The organism is Herbidospora mongoliensis, from assembly GCF_001570545.1.
Classification (GTDB): domain Bacteria; phylum Actinomycetota; class Actinomycetes; order Streptosporangiales; family Streptosporangiaceae; genus Herbidospora; species Herbidospora mongoliensis.
Window position 1 is genome coordinate 112,604 of the sequence record NZ_BBXD01000019.1, and the last position, 19,439, is coordinate 132,042.

A 19,439-nucleotide genomic window follows, 5' to 3' on the forward strand; every position below is an offset into this window, starting at 1 on the left:
ACTGTTCACCGTGGAACGTCACGAATACGACGTCATCGTCATCGGAGCCGGCGGAGCCGGGCTCCGGGCGGCGATCGAGGCACGTCAGCAGGGCAAACGCACCGCGATCATCTGCAAGTCGCTGTTCGGCAAGGCGCACACCGTCATGGCCGAGGGCGGCGCGGCGGCGGCGATGGGCAACGTCAACTCCGACGACAACTGGATGGTCCACTTCCGCGACACCATGCGCGGCGGCAAGTTCCTGAACAACTGGCGGATGGCCGAGCTGCACGCGAAGGAGGCTCCCGACCGGGTCTGGGAGCTGGAGGCGTGGGGCGCGCTGTTCGACCGTACAAAAGATGGAAAGATCAGCCAGCGCAACTTCGGCGGGCACGAATATCCGCGCCTGGCCCACGTCGGCGACCGCACCGGCCTGGAGATGATCCGCACCCTCCAGCAGCGCGTGGTGGCCCTCCAGCAGGAGGACTTCGAGGTCCACGGCGACTACGAGGCCTACATCAAGGTCTTCGCCGAGTGCACCGTCACCCGCCTGCTGAAGGACGGCGACGCGATCTCCGGCGCCTTCGCCTACTGGCGCGAGACCGGCAAGTTCATGGTCTTCGACGCCCCCGCCGTGGTCCTGGCCACCGGCGGCATCGGCAAGTCGTTCGTGGTCACCTCGAACTCGTGGGAGTACACCGGCGACGGCCACGCGCTGGCGCTGCTCGCGGGCGCGAAGCTGATCAACATGGAGTTCATCCAGTTCCACCCGACGGGCATGGTCTGGCCGCCATCGGTCAGGGGAATCCTCGTGACCGAGTCGGTGCGGGGCGACGGCGGCGTGCTCACGAACTCCGAGGGCCGCCGGTTCATGTTCGACTACATCCCGGACGTCTTCAAGGACAAGTACGCGACGACCGAGGAGGAGGGCGACCGCTGGTACACCGACCAGGCCAACAACCGCCGCCCTCCGGAGCTGCTGCCGCGTGACGAGGTCGCCCGCGCGATCAACTCCGAGGTCAAGGCCGGCCGTGGCTCACCCCAGGGCGGCGTCTTCCTGGACGTTTCGAGCAGGCTCCCCGCCGCCGAGATCATCAAGCGGCTCCCGTCGATGCACCACCAGTTCAAGGAACTGGCCGACGTCGACATCACCGCCGAGCCGATGCAGGTCGGCCCGACCTGCCACTACGTGATGGGCGGCGTGGAGGTCGACGCCGACACCGGCGCGGCCTCGATCCCCGGCCTGTTCGCGGCCGGCGAGGTCTCCGGCGGCATGCACGGCTCCAACCGCCTGGGCGGCAACTCCCTGTCCGACCTGCTGGTCTTCGGCCGCCGGGCGGGCGCGGGCGCGGCTGCCTACGTCGACTCGCTGGGCGCGAGGCGTCCCCAGGTCACCGGCGTCGAGGAGGCCCAGGCCGAGGCTCTGGCCCCGCTCGAGCGCAAGGGCGGCGAGAACCCGTACGAGGTCCACCACGAGCTCCAGCGCACGATGAACGACCTGGTCGGCATCATCCGCAAGGAGAACGAGGTCGCCGAGGCGCTCGGGGTCGTCGAGAAGCTCAAGGAGCGCGCGACCAACACGACAGCCCCCGGCGGCAAGATCTACAACCCCGGCTGGCACCTCGCCATCGACCTGCGCAACATGCTGCTGGTCAGCGAGTGCGTCGCCAAGGCCGCGCTGCTGCGGCAGGAGAGCCGGGGCGGCCACACCCGCGACGACTATCCGACGATGGAGCCCGACTGGCGCCGCAAGCTGCTGGTCTGCTCGGCCGAGCCCGACGGCTCCGGGGTCGAGGTCGTCGAGAAGACCCAGATCTCCATGCGCGGCGACCTGATCACCCTGTTCGACCGGGCCGAGCTCTCGAAGTACCTCACCGAGGAAGAACTCGCGGAGTACGACGCCGCGGCCAAGGAGTTGTCATGAGTTACAAGGGCAAGTTCCGCGTCTGGCGCGGCGAAGGCGGGGAAGGCCGCCTGGAGGACTTCACGGTCGAGGTCAACGAGGGCGAGGTCGTCCTCGACGTCATCCACAGGATGCAGGCCACCCAGGCTCCCGACCTGGCCGTCCGGTGGAACTGCAAGGCCGGCAAGTGTGGCTCCTGCTCGATGGAGATCAACGGCAAGCCGCGCCTGGGCTGCATGACCCGGATGTCGACCTTCGAAGAGTCCGAGACCATCACGATCACCCCGATGCGCACCTTCCCGGTGATCAAGGACCTGGTCTGCGACGTCTCCTTCAACTACCAGAAGGCGCGCGAGATCCCGTCGTTCACGCCGCCTTCTGACGTGAAGCCCGGCGAATACCGCATGCAGCAGATCGACGTGGAGCGCTCGCAGGAGTTCCGCAAGTGCATCGAGTGCTTCATGTGCAACAACGTCTGCCACGTGATCCGCGACCACGAGGAGAACAAGACCCACTTCGCCGGGCCTCGTTTCCTGATGCGGATCGCCGAGCTCGACATGCACCCCTATGACGTGGAGGACCGCAAGGACTCCGCGCAGGAGGAGCACGGCCTGGGCTACTGCAACATCACCAAGTGTTGTACGGAGGTCTGCCCCGAGCACATCAAGATCACCGACAACGCGTTGATCCCGATGAAGGAGCGCGTGGTCGACCGGAAGTACGACCCGCTGGTCTGGCTGGGCAACAAGATCTTCCGCCGCTAGTCCGTACAGGAAAAAGGCCGGTCTGGAACTCCAGGCCGGCCTTTTCACGTGCTGTTACAGCTGGCGGCCAGTGATCCACAACTGAGTCACAAGACGGGGACGGCAGGCTCGCGCCGGGAACTGGAAGCCAAGAGGAGGTGATTCCCATCACCGAACTCCTGATGCAGGGCGCGGACGCCTACACCTCACTCGCCGAGGTCGCCGCGGTCCACGAGATCGAGACCCCCGAAGTGACGCCGACCGTCTCCTTTGTCCTAGGCGGCGCCGTCAGCATGACCCTGACCATGCGGTACAGCTGCTGAACCCCGGATCCGCACAGACAAGGAGCTGAACCGTGTCCGCCGAACTCATGATGGGCGGCGCCGACGCCTACGCCCCGCTCGCCGAGGTCGCGACGGCCGACCCGATCGAGACCCCCGAGATGACTCCCGTCGTCTCCTTCATCACCGGCCTCAGCTACGGCGTGTCGGTGATGGGCACCTACTACTGGGAGTGCTGATGCCTGCTGAACTGCTGATGGACGGCGCCGACGCCTACACCTCGCTCGCCGAGGTCGCCGAGGTCGACGCTCCCGAGATTGTTCTCGACATAATCACCTGGAGTATCTGCACGCTCACACTCCAGGGCCACTGCTGAGCTCCGCTCCCCCAGCTCCCGGGCCCGCGCCCGGGGAACCGTATAACCGGAAGAAAAGGAAAGTCACATGTCCGTTGAACTGCTGATGGACGGCGCCGACGCCTACACCTCGCTCGCCGAGATCGCCGCCGAGATCGACTCTCCGGAGATCCTGCCCACCATCACCATCACCACCATCACCACGATCAGCGCGATCAGCGTCACCTACGGCATCGGCTGCTAGTCCGCCACGCCGTCTGAACACGGCGAGGTGAGGCGGTGTCACGGGCACTCGAACTGCCCGTGACACCGCCGGTCCCCGCCCCCATGGAGTCAAACGATGAGCACGGTCGTCACGTCGTTCGCCACCGGCTTCCTGCGCACCACGATCGTCCAGGACGACGACGGAACCTACCGATGGATCCGGCGGCCCGGCACCGACCGGGGCGGCGAGATCCCCGTTCCACACCCGCGGCTGCGCGCGGCGATCACGTCGGTGCCGGCGGGCCGGGTCGCGCTCACCCTGCCGGAGCCCGCGCAGAACGACGGGGTGACCTACCGGACCGGGCGGTACACGACGGTCGCCTTCCTGTTCCTCGGAATGGCGGGCGCGACGCCCGGCCTGGAGCAGACGGCCGGGGACACCCTCGCGGAGGCCGGCGCCACCCTCGCCCGGCTGCATTCCGCGCCGTTGCCCGAGGCGGACCTGCCGGCACCGCCGGACGGCGTCCGGCGGCTGCTCGCCTGGCTGGATGCCGGGCGGGGGCCGCGCGGCGCGGCCCGACTGCACCGCCGCGCCGTCGAGGTGCTCGGCCGGGCGCGCCTGGAGAAGGCGCGGGAGTGGTGCGCCATCGGGGGTGACCGGCGGGTGCTGCTGCACGGCGCTCCCGGGTCCGGCATCCTGCTCCCGATCGGCGCCGGCCACGACGGCGCTCTGCTGATCGGGGAGGATCTCAGCGCGGGCCCGCCGGAGTTCGACCTGGGCTGGCTCACCGGCGAACTCGTGGAGTTCTCCCACGTCGGCCGGATCCCGGGCAGTCCCTTCCCGCACGTCGACCACGACGCCCTCATCCACCGCCTGCTGGACGCCTACCCCGCGCCGCTGGACCGCGCCGCGACGGGCAGGGTGGCCGCGCTGCGCTTCCTCACCCACACCCACGACTTCGCCGCCTACGTGGGCTGGCACGAGTCCCTCGAACAGCACCTGCCCGCGCTGGCGGTCACCATCGACGCGGCCGCCGACGGGCACCTGCTGCCGTAAGACCCCACCGGAAAGAGCCGGCCTGGATCTCCAGGCCGGCTCTTTTCTCTTCCGGTACGGCTGTCACATGCGGTTGCACCTGCTTGCCACCCGGTGGCCAGTGGCAGGCAGGTGATCCACAACTGAGACACAAGACGGGCACGCCAGGCTCTCACCCATCGGCTCGTACGGGGGTTAGACACATGCACAGAGAATCAGGAGCGCGCCCATGACGGCACCGACGGCCATCGCGCCGGTTCCACTGGAACGGGTCCCCGAGGTGGGCGAGTTCCTCACCGGGCTCGGTCTCGGCGTCCTGCGGGAGGGCGAGGTCTCCGCGTTCCGGGGGCGCAACGACTCCTGGGCCGGCGTGACCAGCGTGGGGATTCCGGTCTTCGTCAAGCGGGTGGGCGGCGTCGAGGCCGACGTCCGCCGCCGGGTGGCCCGGATCGCGGCGATGGGCGACCTGCTCGACGCGCACCCTGTCATCAACGTCCCCCGGTTCCTCGGCGGCGACGAGACGACCTCCCTGGTCGCGTTCACCCTGCTGGAGGACGCGCGGAGCGCGTCGGAGCTCGGCGACGACCTCAGCTGGAAGCTGGCCAGGTCGGCGGGCGTCCAGCTGGGCACCCTGCACGGCCTGACGCCGCCTTCGCCGGTGGCCGAGGACGACTCGGCGCCGCCGCTGCCGCCGCTCAAGGCCCTGACCGCGATCTCGATGGAGATGTACCAGGCCGCCAGCGGCGCCGAACTGGAGTCGTGGGCGATCCTGCACAACGACGCCGAGGTGACCGAGGCGATCGGGAGGCTCGCCAAGTGGGCGAAGACCGGCCCGCGCGTGCTGACCCACGGCGACCTGCGGCTCGACCAGTTCCTCGTGCACGACGACCGGCTCCACCTGGTCGACTGGGAGGAGGCCCGGGTGGCCGACGCCGCCCGCGACGTGGGCGCCTTCGCCGGCGAGTGGCTCTACCGGGGCGTGCTCGGGATGGCCACCAAGGACGACGGCGTGAGCGACCGCGAGGTGGTCAACAACGGCGCCCGCAGGTTCGAGACGCTGCGCCCCTACATCGAGGCGTTCTGGACGGGCTACCTGGAGGCCCGCCCGGCCGCCCGCGACGATCACGAACTGGCCGCCCGCGCGGCCGGTTTCGCCGGCTGGCACATGTTCGACCGGGTCCTCGCCGCCGGATTCGAGCGGCCCCGGCTGACACCGCTGGAGCGGGCCGCCGCCGGGGTGGGCCGCAAGGTCCTGCTCGACCCCGCCGCCTTCACCACCACGCTGGGCATTGGAGACAACCGGTGAAGCCGTTACTCGACCGGGTGCGGATCGACTCCGACCTGACCACCGCGACGGTGGACGACCGCGAGGTCACCGCCGACAACCCCAAGAGCCTGCGCGCCGCCCTGGCGAACGCGCTCTACGACGTTCTGCACGCCGGCCGGGCCGCCCAGGACGGCCCCCGCCCCAAGACGATCAGGGATCCCGCCTTCGAGCGGGAGCTGCGCGCGGTGGTCCCGCACGAGTCCTCCTCGCTGCTGGCCCGCCCGGAACCCGGCCTGCCCGGTGTCGTCCGCCTGGGCGCGGTGCGCGTGCGCGTCCCCGACGACCGGCTCGGTGAGGAGGTCGAGACGCCGAACGGCCCGGCCCGCCGCGTCGACCTGCCCTCGGTACTGCCGGCCGCCTCCCCCGGATTCCTGTTCGTGAACGGTTCCCGGGGCGGCGACACGCAGTCGCCGGGGCACGTGCGGCTGTATGTGAGCGCCCGCGACGCCGACGCCGCTCCGCCGCTCTGGGCGGCGGTGCTCACCGCGCTGGAGTCGTCGGGCGTGCCCTACCGCGCCAAGGTGCTCTCGGCCAGAGATCTCCATCCCCGCCGCGACGCGGTGGTCGTCTACCTGGGGGCACAGGGCTGGCACGTCGTCCCCGACGTAGCCGAGAAGGCCATCGCGACCGGCCTGACCGGGCCGGACGTGTCCGACTACGTCGCCCCGCTCGGCCCCGGCGCCGGATGGGCCTGGGAACCCCAGGACGACCGGCCGGGCTGGCGCGGCCTGAGCTTCGGCGAACACCGGTCCCGGGCCATCGCGGCCGGGCTCATGACCCACGCCGAACGAGGTGGCGACCGCGACCAGACGGTCGATGACGCCCTCGCCGAGGCCGGGATCGCCCCCGGCGCCCTCCACCGCAACAGCGGCTCGCCGTCGCTGCCCTTCGAGACCACCGGCCTCTGACCCAGGGGCCGGACGCACGAAGGCACGAGAGGAGGTGACCTTCATGCCCGCCGACCATCTGATGGACGGTGCCGCCGCGTACGTCTCGCTCGCCGAGCTCGCGGCGGAGAGCGGCCCCGAGGCCGCGCCCATCCTCACCACCAGCCTGCCGCACACCCTCACGGTGTACCTCCAGTGCTGACCTCATCCACGCGGAAGGAAATCCCATGTCCACCGAACTGCTCATGAACGGCGCCGACGCCTACACCTCGCTCGCCGAGGTCGCGACCGCCGAGCCCGAAACCCTCGACGCCCTGCCCACGCCCACGGTCTCGATCTCGATCTCGCTGACCTACCTGCTCGAGTGCTGATCGCCGACGTCCGAAGCTCCCGGGGCCATCGGCCTCCGGGGAACCGTAACAACGAATCGAAGGGACCATCACATGTCCGCTGAACTGCTCATGAACGGCGCCGACACCTACACCACCCTCGCCGAGGTGGCCGCCGACCAGGAGACGCCGGACGCGGCGTCGGTCGTCACCGTGACCATCACCATCTACACGATCTCGATCGCGTACACCCTCGGCTCCGAGTGCTGACCAGCACAACTCCAAAGCGCCTGATGAAGGCGGTCTGAGGCGGTGTCACGGGCACTCGAACTGCCCGTGACACCGCCGGCCCATGTCCCCCCGACGGAGTCAAGCATGTCCTACGCGCTGTTGTTCCCTCTCCAACCCCAGCATCCCGAGCAGGTCGTTCCCTTCGCCGAGGTCGTGAACCGAGGGCAGGCCGGTCGTCTCTGGATGGGCCAGTCGTTCGGGGTCGAGTCGCACCAGATGTTCGCCTACCTGGCGGGGCGGGGGTACAAGGTGCCGACCGGCCTCGGCGTGACGTTGATGCCGCTGCGCCACCCGATGGAGGCGGCGGGCCAGGCCCGGAGCGTCGCCACGCTCACCGGCCGCCCGGTCGTCGCCGGCTATGGTGCCGCGACTCCCGAGATGGTCAGAAGCCTGCGTGGGCGGCCCTACACCAAGCCCGCCACCGCCGCCGCCGGTTACGCCGGCGCGGTGCGCGGCATGCTCGGGAAGGGGGTCTCCGGCCATGACTGTGAGGCGTGCGTGGCCACCGGCCAGCTGCCGAAGATGAACCATCCGACCGTCGAGGTCGGTCTGGGCGTGCTCCGCCCCGGCATGGCCAGGGCCGCCGGTGGCGTCGCCGACGTCGCCGTCACTTGGATGACGCCGCCCGCGTACATCAAGGACACCCTGATCCCCGCGCTGACGGAGGGCGCGGCGGGCGGGAAGGTGCCCCGGGTCGCCACCGTGGTGCACGCGGGGCTGGCCGGCCCCGGGCGAGACCCGGTCAGGCTGCTGCTCTCCGTGGCACGGGGCCATCTGGGCTCACACCACTACACCGACATGCTCCGCCGGGCCGCGGTGCCCGCCGACTCGTCCGATCCCGGAGCGGGCGCGCGGGCGATGGTCGAGGCGGGTGTGTACGCGTACGGGACCCTCGACGAGGTCGTGGCGCGGCTGCGGGCCTACCGGGACGCGGGTGTGGACGAGGTCATCGTCAACACCGGTGGAGTCGGCGCGATCGAGGGGCTGAAGGCCGGGCTGGCCGATGCCGAGCAGATCCTCGCGGGGCTGGCGGACGCAGATGACTGACCTCGCCGCCGCGCTGAACGCGCCCGCGTTCAGCTCAGAACGCCTGCTGGTGATGATCACCGGGTCGTTGAACGCCACGTTCATGCCCTATTGGGTGAACTGGCTGCAACTGTCGTACCCGAAGCTGGAGATCCAGGTCGTGGTCACCCGGAGCGCGGAGCGGTTCGTGACCCGGCACGCGCTGGCCGTGATGCTGAACAAGGACGTGCCGCTCGACGCCTGGCCGGACGACCCGGTGCCGGGCTCGCCGCACGTCCACTACGCCACCTGGCCGGACACCGTGCTGGTCTATCCGGCGACGTACAACTTCCTGAGCCGGTTCGCGGGCGGTCTCGCGGACACCCCGATGCTGCTGGCGCTGCAGACCACCAAGGCGCGGATCGGCATCGGCCCGGCCCTGCCGCCGGGCGCGACCGAGTCGCACGCCTACCGCCAGAACCTCACCGCCCTGCAGGCCCGGCCCAACGTCGTCATCGGCGATCCCATCCGGGGCTTCAGCGCGCACACACGGGAGTGGACGGCCGCCTCGCCGCCCCCGCTCCCCGTCCTGATCGAACAGCTGGAGGCCTGGCGATGAGCAGGGTCATCACGTCGTTCGCCACCGGCTACCTGCGGACCACGGTCACCCGGGACGACGACGGAACCTACCTGTGGACCCGGCGGCCCGGAGCCGACCGGAACGGGCAGATCCGCGTTCCGCACCCGCTGCTGCACGCGGCCGTCGCGTCGGCGCCGACGGGCCGGGTGGCGCTGACGCTGCCGGAACCGGCCGAAGGCGGCGTGACCTACCGGGTCCGGCGGTTCCCTCCGGTCGCGACCCTGTTCCTCGGGCTGGCCGGTGAGGTGCCCGAACTGATGCGGGTCGCCGGGGACACCCTCGCGGCGACCGCGCTGACCCTGGCCGCGCTGCATGCCGTCCCGGTGCCGGATGTGGAAGTGGCGGCCGTGCCGGTGGGCGTACGGAGACTCCTGAACTGGCTGCGCGGCGGGAGAGGGCCGCGCGGCGCGGCCGAACTGCACCGCAGGGCCCACGTGGTGCTCGGCCGGGACCGGCTGGACCTGGTGGAGAGCTGGTGCGCCATCGTCGGCGGGCGGCGGGTGCTGCTGCACGGCGCCCCCGGCCACGGCATCCTGCTGCCGGTGGGCGACGACCCGGCAGACGCGGGCGCTCTGCTGATCGGCGAGGATCTGGCCGCCGGACCGCCCGAGTTCGACCTGGGCTGGCTGATCGGCGAGCTCGTGGAGTTCGGCCACGCGGGGGTCAAACCTGGCCCACTCGGCCGCGCCGACTACGACGCCCTCGTCCACCGCCTGCTCGACGCCTACCCCGCCCCGCTGGACCGCGCCGCCGTGGGCCGGGTGGCGCTGCTGCGGTTCCTCACCCACACCCACGACTTCTCGGCCTATATGGGCTGGCACGACACCCTCGACGACTACCTGTCCGTCTTGGCGGGCGTCATCGACGCGGCCACCGACGGCCGACTGCTGCTGGAGACGAGCCACCGATGAAGAGACTGACCCTGCCCAACGGCCTCCGGGTGGTCGTCGAGGAGGAGCGTTCCCGGCCCGTGGCGAGTGTCGCCGTCCACTACGACGTCGGGTTCCGCGCCGAAGAACGGTCGGGCCTGGCCCACCTGTTCGAGCACCTGATGTTCCAGGGCTCGCAGGACCGCGACGGCGACCACTTCCAGCAGGTGGAGAGCATCGGCGGCTTCTGCAACGCCTCCACGCGGCAGGACTACACCGACTTCTACACGGTGGTGCCCGCCGAGGCCGTGGATCGGGCGATCGCGGTGGAGGCCGCCCGCATGCGCGCCCCGAAGATCACCGAACGCGCCGTCCGGGCGCAGACCGAGGTCATCCGCGAGGAGATCCTCGGCAAGCTCCGCAAGCCGTACGGCGGCTTCCCCTGGCCGCACCTGTCGCCCGTGCTGTTCCGCGACTTCGCCAACGCCCACGACGGCTACGGCGACCACACCGCGCTCCTGGACGTCACCGTGGACGACTGCGCCGACTTCTTCACCCGCCACTACGGGCCCGGCAACGCGGTGCTCACCATCACCGGAGACGTCGGGACCGACGAGGTTCTGGACGTCGTGGCACAGACGTTTGGGCAGCTCCCGGCCTCGCCGGCGCCGGAGCGGGTGTCCCGGTGGGAGCCCGAGCCGGTGGGCCGGGTGGAGGGCGAACACGTCGATCCGATGGCCCCCCTGCCCGCCTTCGCCATCGGGCACCGGGTGCCCGACCCGGCCACCGGTTTCGGCACGCACTTCGCCTTCTCGGCGGTGGCCGCCGTGCTGACCGGGGGGAACCGCCCCCGGCTGCGGGAGCGGCTCCGCCGGGAGACCGGGCACACGGTGACGTTCTCCGCACGCATGGGCCTGTTCGATTTGCTCGACGCGCGCGACCCCGACATGTGGATCCTCACCGCGATCCATCCCCAGGAGCTGCCCGCCGAGCAGGTGCTGGCCGCCGTGGACGCGGAGCTCGACTCGATCGCCCGGTTCGGGCCCACGCTGGAGGAGCTCGGCCGCCGCCGCACCAGCTGGACCAACGCCCATCACCGGGCCATGGACGAACCCGCCCAGCGCATCCGCGCACTCGGCCGGTTCGAGCTGCTCTTCGGCGACGCCGGGGCGGTCAACCTGCTGCCCGGCCTGTGCGCGGCGGTGACCGCCGAGGACGTGGCCAAGGCGGCGTCCTCCCTCCAGGCCGACTCCCGCGCACTGCTGACCCTGATCCCGGGAGCGGCCCGATGAACAGACCGGTCGACCGCACCCTGCCCAACGGCCTGCGGATCCTGGCCCTCGACCACGGCGTCATGCCGATGGTGGAGGCCCGCCTGCACCTGCCCGCACCCTGTCTCACCCCGGCGGACCTGGCCGCGTCGATGCTGCTGGCCACCTGCCTGTCGCTCGGCCACGACGCGGGCGACGGGGTGGAACTGTCCGCGACCGGGGACGTGCACCGCGTCGGCGTCACCGCCTCCGCCGCGCTGACCGACCTCGACGTGCTGCTGGCCGCGCTGGCCGACGTCGTCGACGGCACCCCGGGGGACCTCCTGCCGGCCCGGGGCCAGCTGGTGGCCCAGCTCCGGGTGCTCGGCGCCCATCCCGACATCGCGACCAGGGCCGCACTGGCCCGCCACCTGTTCGGCGACCACCCGGTGAGCCACCCCGTCCCCGGCGCCGACGACGTGGCCGCGATCACCGAGCTGCACCGCCCCTTCGACCCACGCGGCGCGGTGCTGATCATCCTGGCCCCCGGCGACCCCGGGAGGCTGGCCGACGCCGCGGAGAAGGCCCTGACCGGCTGGACCGGGTGCGGCACCGTCACGCTGCCCCCGCTCGGCCCGATCGAGACCGGCCGCCTGACGGCGCTCCCCCAGCCCGGCACCTCGCAGTCGCGGATCCGCCTGCGCGCCCCCGCCGTACCGGTCGACGACGAGCGCTACCCGGCTCTCTTCGTGGCGAGCAACGTCACGGGCGGCGCACTCTCCTCACGCCTGGCCAGGAGCCTGCGCGAGGACAAGGGTTATGTGTACGGGATCATGTCCTATTTCGACCTGCGGCCCGGCCGTCCGCTGCTGGCCATCGAGGCCGACACCGCCGCCGCGACCACCTCGGCCGCGCTGGAGGTGCTGGGCGGGGAGCTCCACCGGCTGGGCACCACCCATCCCCCGACCGAGGCGGAGGTCCACGCCGCCCGGACGTACGCCCTCGGCTCGTCCGCGACCCGCCTCGCCTCGCGCGCCGCCTACGCCAACGCGCTGTTCGACCTCGCGGCCAAGTCGGCCGACCCGCTGCTGCTGTTCGACTTCACCCGCCGCATCGGGGCGACGACCACCGAAGAGGTGGTCGCGGCGGCGGCGGAGTACCTCGCCCCCGGCCGGTTCTCCGGTGTGGTCGCCGCCGATCCTGAGGCGTTGCCGGAGACGCTCTCACTCGTCCGATAGTCGTACAAAGAGAAAGAGCCGGCCCGGAGAACCGGGCCGGCTCTTTTCACTCAGACATTCACCACGGGGACGGCGCCGGGGGCGCCACGACCGCCGGGCGGTCGTCGCAGGTGATGGTGTTGGGGAGCTGCCACGAACCCGCCCACGGGCCGGTCGTGCCGCCGCCGTCGTTGCCGCCCAGGTCGGTCACGGAGAACTCCGAGCCGGTCGGGGGGAAGTTGAACGAGCCGCAGTTGTTGATGCCGACCGCTCCGACGTTGCGGGCGTCGACGTTCTCGAACGAGGCGCCGCCCTTGACGCGGGCGCTCAGGACCGAGGTCCCGGTGCCGTCGATGCGGAGGTTCTTGAACTTCACGCCGGTGATCGAGTAGAGGTCCTTCACTCCCCACTCGCTCACCATCATGATCGCGTTGTAGGTGCTGTCGAGGTAGTGGTCGCCGGTGACCTGGATGTCGTTCTCGATCGAGCGGTCGAGGGCGTAGAGCCAGATCGCGCCGAGACCGATGCGCCAGTTCAGGTCGAACGTGCCCGCCCGGACCGTGGTGTTGTCAGTGAACTTCAGCGTGCCGGTGAAGGGCTCGGCGCCGAAGCGGGAACCGGCGTGCAGGCCGGAGCCCTCGCGCAGCGGGTCGGCCACCAGGTTGTTGGAGACCACGTTGTCCTTGCCGCCGTAGATCGCGATGCCGTTGGCCAGCGTCGGGGTCTGGACGGTGTTGCGGTCGAAGACGTTGTTGACGTTGGGGTTCTTCTCCGACCACATGGCCAGGCCGTCGTCACCCGTGTTGCGGATGAAGTTGCCCGACACGACCGAGTTCGTCACGCCGCCGTGGAAGTTCAGGGCGTCGGCGATCTGGTCGACGATGATGTTGTCGGTCACCTTGATGTTGTTCATCGGGCCGTCGAACCACAGGCCGACCTTGGTGTGGCGGATGTACAGGCCCTTGATCGTCGAGTCGCTCATCGCGCCGCCGATGCCGTTGACCTGGTCGGTGTCGATCCGCTCCCGTACGTCGCCCTCGATGGTGAAGCCCGACAGGTGCACGTTGCGGCTGCCGCCCTCGGTGGCGTCCTTGCCGTAGAAGCCGACGCCGGTGTGGACCGAGCCGTCGGGGGCGGGGGTCGGCAGGGCGACCTCCTTGCCCTTGATGATCGTGTACCAGGAGCCGGCGCCCTCGATCGTCACGTCGTCGACGATGATGTGCTTGCTGACCTGGTAGACGCCCGGCGGCACGTAGACCTTCAGGTTGCTGCGCTTGGCGAAGGCGATGGCCTTCTCGATGGCCGGGGCCGAGTCCTTGCGGCCGGTGGGGTCGGCGCCGAACAGCAGCACGTTGGCGGCGATCAGGCGCACGAACGGCGCGCCGACGACCTCGGAGTCGAGCAGGTCGATGACCGTCCAGGCCGCGTTGGTGTTCGCGGGTGCGGTCAGCCGGACCTTGTCACCGGCCTTGTAGGTCTTGCCGAGCAGGAGCCGCTGCTCGTCGTAGAAGTGCATCGGCCGGAACGGCTTGGTGATCTCCGGTGTCGGAGTGGTGGCGGCCGGCACGCACTGGCACTCGGTGATCCACCAGTCGGAGTGGAGCAGGCCGGCGTTCGGGTCGTTGGTGAACGGATACTGGTTGTACAGCCAGGCGAACTGGCTGGTCAGGGTCACCGTCTTCTTGTTGCCGCCGTTGACGGTCACGTTCAGCGGAGCGGTGATGCCGCCGCCGTTCGGGGCGTCGGGGACGCTGTAGCGCACGGTGAGGGCGTTGGCGGCCTTCGGCAGGGTGAACTCCACCCACTGGCCGGGGGTCAGCTTGACCGCCTTACGGCCCGAGGCCTCGGCCGGCAGCGTGTACGGGTTCCTGTCGGGGCCGATCACGACACCGTTGGTCGCCGCGTTCTCCGCCTCCTGCTCGACGAACGGGACGTTGGCGCCGCGGCCCGCGACCAACGCGGGGTCGAGTGCGGCCCGCGTCACCGCGGTCGGCGTCGCCGTCTGATGCGCGGCGGCCGGGCCGGCCACCACCAGGCTCAAGCCCACGGCCGTGGCTGTAACCACCGCCAACGCCACTCTTCGTGACATCTCGTGCTCGTTTCTGTCGGGGGGTGAACACCTGAGGGTGAGGTGACAGTAGGTCGCCCGTGCCCCGTTCCACAAGAGTCCTGCGAAATAGTTTCGTAACGCTCTCGCTTTCTTGCGCGCTTTGGCACCGCGTGTTGCAGCCTCACGCAACGCACGCCCAGGTCGGACGTCCTGTGCACAAAAAGAAACAGCCCTCCGGTCAGGAGGGCTGTTCGGTGTTTCGGTCAGTAGGGGCGGCGGCCAGGGGGTGTCTGGTTCTCGTCGTCGTCCGGCGGGTGGTTGGAGCTCTCCAGGACGTAACCCTTGGCGTACGTCGGCGACGGGGGCGCGGGCGGCGGCGCCTGGGGCGGCGGCTGCTGCTGGTAGACGTAGGGCTGCGTGTAGTCCTGCGGCGCCGGGGCCGGGGTCGGGAACGGCATCGGGTAGGGCACCGGCACGTAGTTGACGACCTGCTGAGGCGGCTGCGGCGGGTAGGGCTGGCCCGGATACGGCTGACCCGGGTAGGGGCCGGGATAGGGCTGGCCGTACTGCTGGCCGTAGGGCTGCATCGGGTAACCCGGGTAAGGCATCATCGCCATGTTCGGCGGCATCTGCGGACCCGCCTTGCGGACCGCCGCCGCGTGGGCCAGGCGGCGCAGGCGCCCTTCGAAGATCAGCCAGGCGAGCAGCGCCAGCAGCACCAGCACGGCGGCCGGGACGGCCAGCTTGCGGCTGAGGGTGACCTCGTCGAAGTAGGGGGTCGCGTTGCGGATCTCCACCTGGGCCGTCTCGGGGACCGGCTGGCTCATGCCCGTGGTGGGCTGGGTGGCCGTGGTCGGCTCGGCCGGAGCCAGGGTGACGCCGGGGTCGTCGGCGGGCGGGTCGACCGTCTGGTCGGCCGGGGGGTCGACCTGCGCCGGCGGCGGCGCCACGTCGTTGGTGGGCACCACGGCGTCCTGCGTCGGAGCCGGCTGCTCCTGCGTGGGCTGTTCTTCCTGGGTGGGCTGCTTCGTCGGCTTCGCCGTCGGCGTCGGGGTCACCGTCTGAGTGACGGTGACCACGGCCTCCGACGGGGTCGGCGACGGCGTGGTGGTGATCGTCGTGGTCACCGTGTCACAGGCCTGGCCCGTGTCACAGGGGTCGACGGGGTTGGCGGCGCTCGCGCCGGCCGCCACCATCACGGCCACGCCGAGCGAACCGACCACCGCGGCGATCACCGCCGCGGCTCTCCTGGGCGCTCGACCGACCACCGGGTTCCTCCGCCGCTTCTGCCTGACTCCGTACGTCAGACAGATACTAGTCCGGCAAAGTAACGGCAAACCTCACTTTGGTTGCGGGTCGGAAACGACCTTGCGCCGTCCGAGCCGCATCTGCAGCGCCAGCACCGCGATCAGGGCCGCGATCGCGGCCACCACGCCGGGCCACCCCTTGATGAGCTCCAGACCCGAGTCCTCCTGCGCGATCGCCTGCGTGTTGTTCAGCGACCGGGTCAGCGGCGGACCGCTCGGCGTGGGCGCCGCCATCGGCATCAGCAGCTCCGGCGGCGTCCCGCCCTCGATCATCCCGGGCGGCAGCGGCTGGCCCGGCGGGAGCTGCGGCAGCGGCGGAAGATTCGACAACGCCCCTGACAACGGCTCCTGCATCATCTCCACCGGCGCGGGCGCGGGCGCCGCGTTGGGTGCGGGCTGAGGCACTTCCGCCGGCACGCCCTGGGCCATCGGCGGCGGACCGCCCGCCGGGCCACCGGCGTCCCCGATCGCCATCTGACCAGGCGGAACCTGGAGTTCCTGGCCGGGCTGCGGCCCGCCGGGAAGAGGCGCCTGCGGGCCAGCGCCGTCGACGAGCGGGCTCTGACCCGGGTTGACCAGCGTGTTTGCCGGCATCTCCGACATCGGGAACTGGGGCATGGCCTGCGGCTCGGCGACGGGCTCGACCCGGTTGTGGCCTCGGGACCGGTCTGGCCCCTCGGGCCCAAGAATGTGCGGGCCGTTCTGCTCCTCGGCCCCACGGTTGCGCGGGTGACCGGGCGCTTCCGCGCCTTGGCCCCACGACTGGATCGGGCCTTCGACCATCTGGATCGGCGACTGAGCGTGACCTCCGGCCATGTACATCGGCGGGCGGGACCGTCCTTCGCCACGGTGCACGGGCCGCTGGACGTGCCCTTCGGCCATCTGCCTGGGCGGGCGGGACCGGCCCTCGACGTACACAGGCCGGCGAACCTGTCCGCCGGTCACGTGAGCCGGCCGCTGCGCACGGTCTTCGGCCACCTGCATCGGCGGCTGGGCCTGGCCCACGATCTCCTGGATCGGGTACTGGGCCTGGCTCTCGGCCGTGTACGTTTGCGGCCCGGCCTGGCCGTCCATCACGTGGGGTTGGGCGCCCGTCACCCGGGTGGGCGGCTGGGCCAGGGCGGCGGCGTCCTCCGCGAACTGCCCGGCGAGTGCGCGGGCCTCCGCTTCGGCCACCGACGCCGTCTCGGCCGACTGGGTCACGCCGTCGGCGAGTTCGCCCGTCGCGGCCAGCGCGCCGAGCTTCCCCGGCGGCATCGAACTGAGGCGGGCGCAGACGACGGCCACGCGATGGGCCAGCTCCACCATGTTCAGGCTCAGCCGCATCGTCGCCGGAGCCTCCACGAACAGCCCCGGGCCGACCATCGTCTGCCCGGCTTCGGCAGGACTCGTCTGGACGGGGCAGCGCCACCCCTGGCCGTCCATCCCATCAGGAGCCGAGCACCCGACGTGACCACACGTCTCCGCCAGGCGGAACCGCCAGACGTCGCCCGTTCTCATCCATCGGCCCGGATCCCCGTCGGCCACGGCCGGCGTTGCCGACAGCGCCAGGATTCCGGCCCCGACCAGGGACACCACTCGTCCAGTGACCACCTGAATCCTCCCCCGATTACGCTCAGTAACCGTTATCTCACGAAGAGAGGCGACTCAACCCTCCTTGAGCAGATCTTGGACCTTCCGGACGATGGGCAGATCGGCCGGCAGCCAAGGCACCGTCTCGAACTCGAACGGTTCGAGCCACCGCAGGGCGAGGTGCTCCCGCGCCTCCGGCGTGCGCCCGCAGGTGATCGTGGACAGCCAGATCCGCAGCACGTATCCGTTGCTGAGGGGCCAGTCACCGCCCACCTTCTCGCCCGGGACGACCGTGACCCCGAGCTCCTCCTCGCATTCGCGCACCAGCGCGTCGAGGTCACTCTCGCCCGGATCGACCTTTCCGCCGGGAAACTCCCATCCGCCCCGCAGTTCCGGCGGTTCCGCCCGCTGCGCACTCAGCAGACGGCCGTCCGCGATGATCGCGGCCCCTACGACGACCTGTGTCATGCCGCTCTACGTTAGGGCCAGACGCTTCAGCTGCTCCAGCACATCGGGATTCTGGAGCGGACGGGTGTAGCCGACGATGCCGCTCCGCTCGCGGTAGGTGGTCACCTTGATGGGGCCGCAGAGGGTGCAGCGCGCCTCGACCATCTTGCCGGGCGACACGATCATCCCCACGTGGCCGGGGTTGTCGGCCGAGGTCCCCGGACCGGAGTTGAAGAACACCAGATCCCCGGCCTGCTCCTCGCCCGCGTCGACGCGCACCCCGAACGGCCACTGGCCGAAAGTGGTGCGGGGGATGTTCAGGCCCGCGTTCCGGTACGCCATGTAGATGATCCCCGAGCAGTCGTAGCCGGCGGGCCCGGTGCCGCCCCAGATGTAGGGCTTGCCGCGCTGCGCGAGGGCGTAGTCGAGGATCTTGTCGACCACCGCGTTCGGCGCGTCGTAGGCCACCTCACAGGCCGGGTCGGCCTCCGGCGGCACCTCGACCTCACCCGATTCGGCATACTTCTTGGCGATCTCCAGCACCTGGTCGACATACCAGTTGGCCCGGTTGTAGACGAACAGCGCCTTGCGCAGGTCGTCGGGGGCGCCGTTGCGCTTGAGCATCTTGGCGGCGCCGAGGATCGCGTCGGCCGGGTTGTAGACGTCGGCCACGCCGTCGTCGTCGCCGTCGGAGGCGTAGCCGTTGAACTCCGACGGGATCGGGAGCCGCGCCTTGCCGCCCCACGTGCTGATGAGGAACTGCATCGGCCCGGCGGCGCCCGCGTAGTTGGTGCCGCTCTGCACGCCCGGCAGCTCCGACCGGCCGTGGTCGGTCTCGCGTTTGCCGACCGCGGCGAGCACGTTCCACTGCACGCCGACGGCGTCGCCGTGCTTCTTGTAGAGCGCCAGCATCTCCGGCGGGATGTCCTCCTGCGCGGTGTCGGACAGGTCGGAGGTGTCGACGGACTCACACGCGGCCGCGGCGCCCCCGGTCATGATGTTCGGCAGCGGCGTCATCAGCACCACCGCGCCGAACATGACCAGGGGCACCAGCACGGCCAGCAGCCCGGCCAGCCATTTCCAGTTCGCGAGCCGGGTCGTGGTCACGGGGTGACGTCACCGTCCTGGCCGCTGCCGGCCAGTTGCAGGTCGTAGACGCGCCAGTCGGCGCCGACCTGGACGACGGTGACGGCGTACTCCTCGACCTGGTCCTTGGCGCCGCTGAGCGCGGTGATCCGCTGGGTGCCCTCGACGACCACGACGACCGAATCGGCCGACATGTCGCGGATCGACCTCAGCCGGGCCGCCCCCTTGGACACGACCTGGTCGGCCGTGTCGTGCTCGACGGCGGCCGGGGAGGTGACCGTACGGGTGAGGTCGTCGCCGAACTCGACCGTCGTGAACGCCTTCAGCCGGTCGGCCCGGCCCACCGGGTCGTTGTAGGTGTAGGTGCCGTACGCGACGGTGAACCGGCGGGCCAGATCGGCCGCCGCGCCCAGCTGCTCACGCGACAGCGGCAGGTAGGAGTAGACGTCGAAGTCGGCCGACGGCGTGGTCGCCACCTGGCTCGGCACGGCCACCGGCGGCGCGGTGACCGTACGCGTGGCCGCCGACCCCGTCGGCCCGGCCTCTCCCGACTCGCCGACCTCGCCGCTGCCGTCGCCCAGGGTCGTTAAATAGATCCCGAGCGCGGCCAGCACGACGACGGCGGCGATGAACAGGCCCTTCCTCCGGCCCTCGTTCATGA

General features: G+C 70.7%; 23 protein-coding genes. 17 read left to right on the top strand and 6 right to left on the bottom strand.

Annotation, left to right across the window (positions count from 1 at the left end):
* The first annotated feature begins 1 nt into the window (after position 1).
* The 17 genes from AW272_RS28325 (at position 2) to AW272_RS28370 (ending at position 12,337) form a co-directional block, all read left to right on the top strand.
* The gene (locus tag AW272_RS28325) at positions 2–1,903 is read left to right on the top strand and encodes a fumarate reductase/succinate dehydrogenase flavoprotein subunit (RefSeq protein ID WP_066371454.1); all 1,902 of its coding nucleotides are present in this window, start codon (positions 2–4) and stop codon (positions 1,901–1,903) included.
* A complete protein-coding gene (locus tag AW272_RS28330) occupies positions 1,900–2,646 on the top strand; it encodes a succinate dehydrogenase/fumarate reductase iron-sulfur subunit (RefSeq protein WP_066371456.1) in 747 nt (248 codons plus the stop codon). The genes AW272_RS28325 and AW272_RS28330 overlap by 4 nt, the downstream gene beginning before the upstream one ends.
* A 137-nt stretch (positions 2,647–2,783) precedes the next feature.
* Positions 2,784–2,948, top strand: coding sequence for an LxmA leader domain family RiPP (locus AW272_RS42570; protein ID WP_157518838.1), 165 nt, complete (start codon positions 2,784–2,786; stop codon positions 2,946–2,948).
* 32 nt (positions 2,949–2,980) lie between these two features.
* Complete coding sequence (locus AW272_RS42575) at positions 2,981–3,145, top strand: hypothetical protein (RefSeq protein WP_157518839.1); 165 nt, start codon at positions 2,981–2,983, stop codon at positions 3,143–3,145.
* Positions 3,145–3,282 carry an LxmA leader domain family RiPP gene (locus AW272_RS42580; protein WP_157518840.1) on the top strand — a complete coding sequence of 46 codons (138 nt, stop codon included), beginning with the start codon at positions 3,145–3,147 and terminating at the stop codon, positions 3,280–3,282. The genes AW272_RS42575 and AW272_RS42580 overlap by 1 nt, the downstream gene beginning before the upstream one ends.
* Before the next feature lie 67 nt (positions 3,283–3,349).
* On the top strand, positions 3,350–3,505 hold the full coding sequence (locus AW272_RS42585) for an LxmA leader domain family RiPP (protein WP_157518841.1): 156 nt from the start codon (positions 3,350–3,352) through the stop codon (positions 3,503–3,505).
* A gap of 96 nt (positions 3,506–3,601) precedes the next feature.
* The gene (locus AW272_RS28335) at positions 3,602–4,522 is read left to right on the top strand and encodes an aminoglycoside phosphotransferase family protein (RefSeq protein WP_066371458.1); all 921 of its coding nucleotides are present in this window, start codon (positions 3,602–3,604) and stop codon (positions 4,520–4,522) included.
* A gap of 208 nt (positions 4,523–4,730) precedes the next feature.
* A complete protein-coding gene (gene lxmK / locus AW272_RS28340) occupies positions 4,731–5,807 on the top strand; it encodes a class V lanthionine synthetase subunit LxmK (protein ID WP_066371468.1) in 1,077 nt (358 codons plus the stop codon).
* Complete coding sequence (locus tag AW272_RS28345) at positions 5,804–6,736, top strand: T3SS effector HopA1 family protein (protein WP_066371470.1); 933 nt, start codon at positions 5,804–5,806, stop codon at positions 6,734–6,736. The genes lxmK and AW272_RS28345 overlap by 4 nt, the downstream gene beginning before the upstream one ends.
* Before the next feature lie 43 nt (positions 6,737–6,779).
* Positions 6,780–6,917: an LxmA leader domain family RiPP gene (locus AW272_RS42590; protein WP_157518842.1), complete on the top strand. Its 138-nt coding sequence runs from the start codon at positions 6,780–6,782 to the stop codon at positions 6,915–6,917.
* A gap of 25 nt (positions 6,918–6,942) precedes the next feature.
* A complete protein-coding gene (locus AW272_RS42595; RefSeq protein WP_157518843.1) occupies positions 6,943–7,086 on the top strand; it encodes a hypothetical protein in 144 nt (47 codons plus the stop codon).
* A gap of 72 nt (positions 7,087–7,158) precedes the next feature.
* On the top strand, positions 7,159–7,314 hold the full coding sequence (locus AW272_RS42600) for an LxmA leader domain family RiPP (protein ID WP_157518844.1): 156 nt from the start codon (positions 7,159–7,161) through the stop codon (positions 7,312–7,314).
* 105 nt (positions 7,315–7,419) lie between these two features.
* A complete protein-coding gene (locus AW272_RS28350) occupies positions 7,420–8,382 on the top strand; it encodes an LLM class flavin-dependent oxidoreductase (RefSeq protein ID WP_066371473.1) in 963 nt (320 codons plus the stop codon).
* Complete coding sequence (locus AW272_RS28355; protein ID WP_066371476.1) at positions 8,375–8,959, top strand: flavoprotein; 585 nt, start codon at positions 8,375–8,377, stop codon at positions 8,957–8,959. The genes AW272_RS28350 and AW272_RS28355 overlap by 8 nt, the downstream gene beginning before the upstream one ends.
* Positions 8,956–9,891, top strand: a complete 936-nt coding sequence (locus tag AW272_RS28360) for a hypothetical protein (RefSeq protein ID WP_066371478.1) — start codon at positions 8,956–8,958, stop codon at positions 9,889–9,891. The genes AW272_RS28355 and AW272_RS28360 overlap by 4 nt, the downstream gene beginning before the upstream one ends.
* A complete protein-coding gene (locus tag AW272_RS28365; RefSeq protein WP_066371484.1) occupies positions 9,888–11,141 on the top strand; it encodes a M16 family metallopeptidase in 1,254 nt (417 codons plus the stop codon). Before AW272_RS28360 ends, AW272_RS28365 begins: the two co-directional genes overlap by 4 nt.
* On the top strand, positions 11,138–12,337 hold the full coding sequence (locus AW272_RS28370; protein WP_066371487.1) for a M16 family metallopeptidase: 1,200 nt from the start codon (positions 11,138–11,140) through the stop codon (positions 12,335–12,337). Before AW272_RS28365 ends, AW272_RS28370 begins: the two co-directional genes overlap by 4 nt.
* A gap of 58 nt (positions 12,338–12,395) precedes the next feature.
* Here the strand turns inward: AW272_RS28370 and AW272_RS28375 are convergent, their stop codons facing one another.
* The 6 genes from AW272_RS28375 to AW272_RS28400 all read right to left on the bottom strand — a co-directional run bounded on the left by AW272_RS28375 (position 12,396) and on the right by AW272_RS28400 (position 19,437).
* The gene (locus AW272_RS28375) at positions 12,396–14,363 is read right to left on the bottom strand and encodes a glycosyl hydrolase family 28-related protein (protein ID WP_245657759.1); all 1,968 of its coding nucleotides are present in this window, start codon (positions 14,361–14,363) and stop codon (positions 12,396–12,398) included.
* A gap of 266 nt (positions 14,364–14,629) precedes the next feature.
* Positions 14,630–15,601, bottom strand: coding sequence for a hypothetical protein (locus AW272_RS28380; RefSeq protein ID WP_066371494.1), 972 nt, complete (start codon positions 15,599–15,601; stop codon positions 14,630–14,632).
* A gap of 105 nt (positions 15,602–15,706) precedes the next feature.
* Positions 15,707–17,266 carry a polyadenylate binding domain-containing protein gene (locus AW272_RS28385; RefSeq protein WP_157518845.1) on the bottom strand — a complete coding sequence of 520 codons (1,560 nt, stop codon included), beginning with the start codon at positions 17,264–17,266 and terminating at the stop codon, positions 15,707–15,709.
* Between the two features lie 54 nt (positions 17,267–17,320).
* A complete protein-coding gene (locus tag AW272_RS28390; RefSeq protein WP_066371504.1) occupies positions 17,321–17,713 on the bottom strand; it encodes a (deoxy)nucleoside triphosphate pyrophosphohydrolase in 393 nt (130 codons plus the stop codon).
* Positions 17,714–17,719: 6 nt separating this feature from the next.
* Complete coding sequence (locus AW272_RS28395; RefSeq protein WP_066371506.1) at positions 17,720–18,799, bottom strand: C40 family peptidase; 1,080 nt, start codon at positions 18,797–18,799, stop codon at positions 17,720–17,722.
* Positions 18,796–19,437 (bottom strand): hypothetical protein, encoded by a 642-nt coding sequence (locus AW272_RS28400; protein ID WP_245657760.1) that lies wholly within the window; start codon positions 19,435–19,437, stop codon positions 18,796–18,798. Before AW272_RS28400 ends, AW272_RS28395 begins: the two co-directional genes overlap by 4 nt.
* Between the last annotated feature and the right edge of the window lie 2 nt (positions 19,438–19,439).